Here is a 2,261-nt window from a genome sequence, read left to right as displayed (position 1 = left end):
GCTTGTGCGTGATCTCGGACAGCGGGTTGGTCTGGTCCATGAACTGGCTGAGCTGGCTCGCCCCGAAGAACTCCTTCAGCGCCGCGGAGATCGGCTTGGAGTTGATCAGGTCGTGCGGCATCAGCGCTTCGGTCTCGGCCTGGCCGAGACGCTCCTTGACCGCCTTCTCGATGCGCGCCAGGCCCGAGCGGTACTGGTTCTCGGCCAGTTCGCCGACGCAGCGCACGCGACGGTTGCCGAGGTGGTCGATGTCGTCGACCTCACCGCGGCCGTTGCGCAGCTCGACCAGGATCTTGACGACGTCGAGGATGTCGTCGTTGGACAGCACCATGCGGCCTTCGGCCGTGTCACGCCCGACGCGGGCGTTGAACTTCATGCGGCCGACGCGCGACAGGTCGTAGGTGTCCTCGCTGTAGAACAGGCGGTTGAAGAGCGCCTGCACCGCGTCCTCGGTCGGCGGCTCGCCGGGGCGCATCATGCGGTAGATCGCGACGCGAGCGGCCAGTTCGTCGGCGGTCTCGTCGCTGGCCAGCGTCTGCGAGATGTACGCGCCCATGTCGAGCTCGTTCGTGTACAGGCACTGGATGTCCTTGATGCCCGCCGTGCGCAGCTTCTTCAGCAGCGCCTCGGTCAGCTCGTCGTTGGCCTTGGCCACGATCTCGCCGGTGTCGGCATCGACCATGTTGCGGGCCAGCACGCGGCCGACCAGGAAGTCCTCGGGCACCGACACGAAGCTCGTGCCCGACTGTTCCAGCGACCGGGTGTGACGCGCGGTGATGCGCTTGTCCTTCTCGACGACGACGGCGCCCGACTTGTCGGTGATGTCGAAGCGGGCGATCTCGCCGCGCAGCCGGTCGGCGACGAACTCCATCTGCGCACCCGCATCCATCAAGCGGAAGTTGTCGAAGACGAAGAAGTTCGCGAGGATCTGCTCGGGGTTCAGGCCGATCGCCTTCAGCAGGATCGTCACCGGCATCTTGCGGCGGCGGTCGACGCGGAAGTACAGGACGTCCTTCGGGTCGAACTCGAAGTCCAGCCACGAGCCGCGATAGGGAATGATGCGGGCGCTGAACAGCAGTTTGCCCGAGCTGTGCGTCTTGCCCTTGTCGTGCTCGAAGAACACGCCCGGGCTGCGGTGCAGCTGCGAGACGATGACCCGCTCGGTGCCATTGACGATGAAGGAGCCGTAGTCGGTCATCAGGGGCACTTCGCCCATGTAGACCTCCTGCTCCTTGATCTCCTTGACCACCTTCGACTGGCTGGTCGAGGTCTCGCGGTCGTAGATGATCATCTGCAGCTTGGCGCGCACGGCGGCGGCATAGGTCAGACCGCGCTGCTGGCACTCGCGCGTGTCGAACGCGGGCTTGGCCATGTTGAACTCGATGTACTTCATCTCCACGAACCCGTTGTGCGACACGATCGGGAACGCGGAGAGGAAGGCAGCCTGCAGCCCCTCGGGCTTGCGCTTCTGCGGCGGCACGTCCTTCTGCAGGAAGGCGACGTAGGAATCCTTCTGCATCGTCAGCAGATAGGGCACGCCCAGAACGTTCTCGCGCTTTCCGAAACTCTTCCGGATGCGCTTGCGCTCGGTGTAGCTGTAGGGGGTTGCTTGCGCCATTGATCACTCCGTGTCGAAAGAGCGCCTCCTGGCCGAGGGAGCACTCGTTCGGCGACTGGCGTCTCGGGTGCGCATCTCGAGGGATGGCCCGATGCTTGGTGGCTGGCCACTACCAGCCGCTGGCGGACAACCGGGGCATTGCACCCCAGTCCGACCAAACCGGTTCTCTGCAGTCGGTTCAGAGAACACTTGGAAGACCCCGATTGTCGGCGCGGGGCCTTGCAGGTGCTCTCCAAGGGCTATCTAGAGCGATCTCCCTTGAAGCGCCAAGGGCTGGGGACCGAAACCGGCGCCCAGCCCCTGGCCGACCGGACGATTTACTTCATCTCCGCCTTGGCGCCGGCTTCCACCAGCTTCTTCACGGCGGCTTCGGCGTCGGCCTTGGCGATGGCTTCCTTGACGGGCTTCGGCGCGCCGTCGACCAAGTCCTTGGCCTCCTTCAGGCCCAGGCCGGTCAGCTCGCGCACCGCCTTGATCGTGCCGACCTTGTTGGCGCCGGCCTCGAGCAGGATGACGTTGAACTCGGTCTTCTCTTCCACGGCGGCGGCAGCGCCACCGCCGCCGCCGGCGGCCGGAGCGGCCATCGCCGCGGCGGACACGCCGAACTTCTCTTCGATCGCCTTGACCAGGTCGTTGAGTTCCA

General features: G+C 65.3%; 1 protein-coding gene and 1 pseudogene. Both read right to left on the bottom strand.

Going from position 1 to position 2,261, the window contains the following annotated elements; translation table 11 throughout:
- Positions 1-1,618: pseudogene (rpoB, locus tag QZV97_RS20775) on the bottom strand (DNA-directed RNA polymerase subunit beta); the annotation flags it as partial.
- 317 nt (positions 1,619-1,935) lie between these two features.
- Positions 1,936-2,261: 50S ribosomal protein L7/L12 (gene rplL, locus QZV97_RS20770; protein ID WP_295647308.1), on the bottom strand; the 326-nt coding region annotated here is incomplete at its 5' end.

Origin of the sequence: uncultured Methylibium sp., from assembly GCF_902826655.1 — a bacterium.
GTDB lineage: Bacteria > Pseudomonadota > Gammaproteobacteria > Burkholderiales > Burkholderiaceae_C > Methylibium.
The sequence above is the reverse complement of the archived record's forward strand: the minus strand, read 5'-3'. Positions and strand labels throughout refer to the sequence as shown.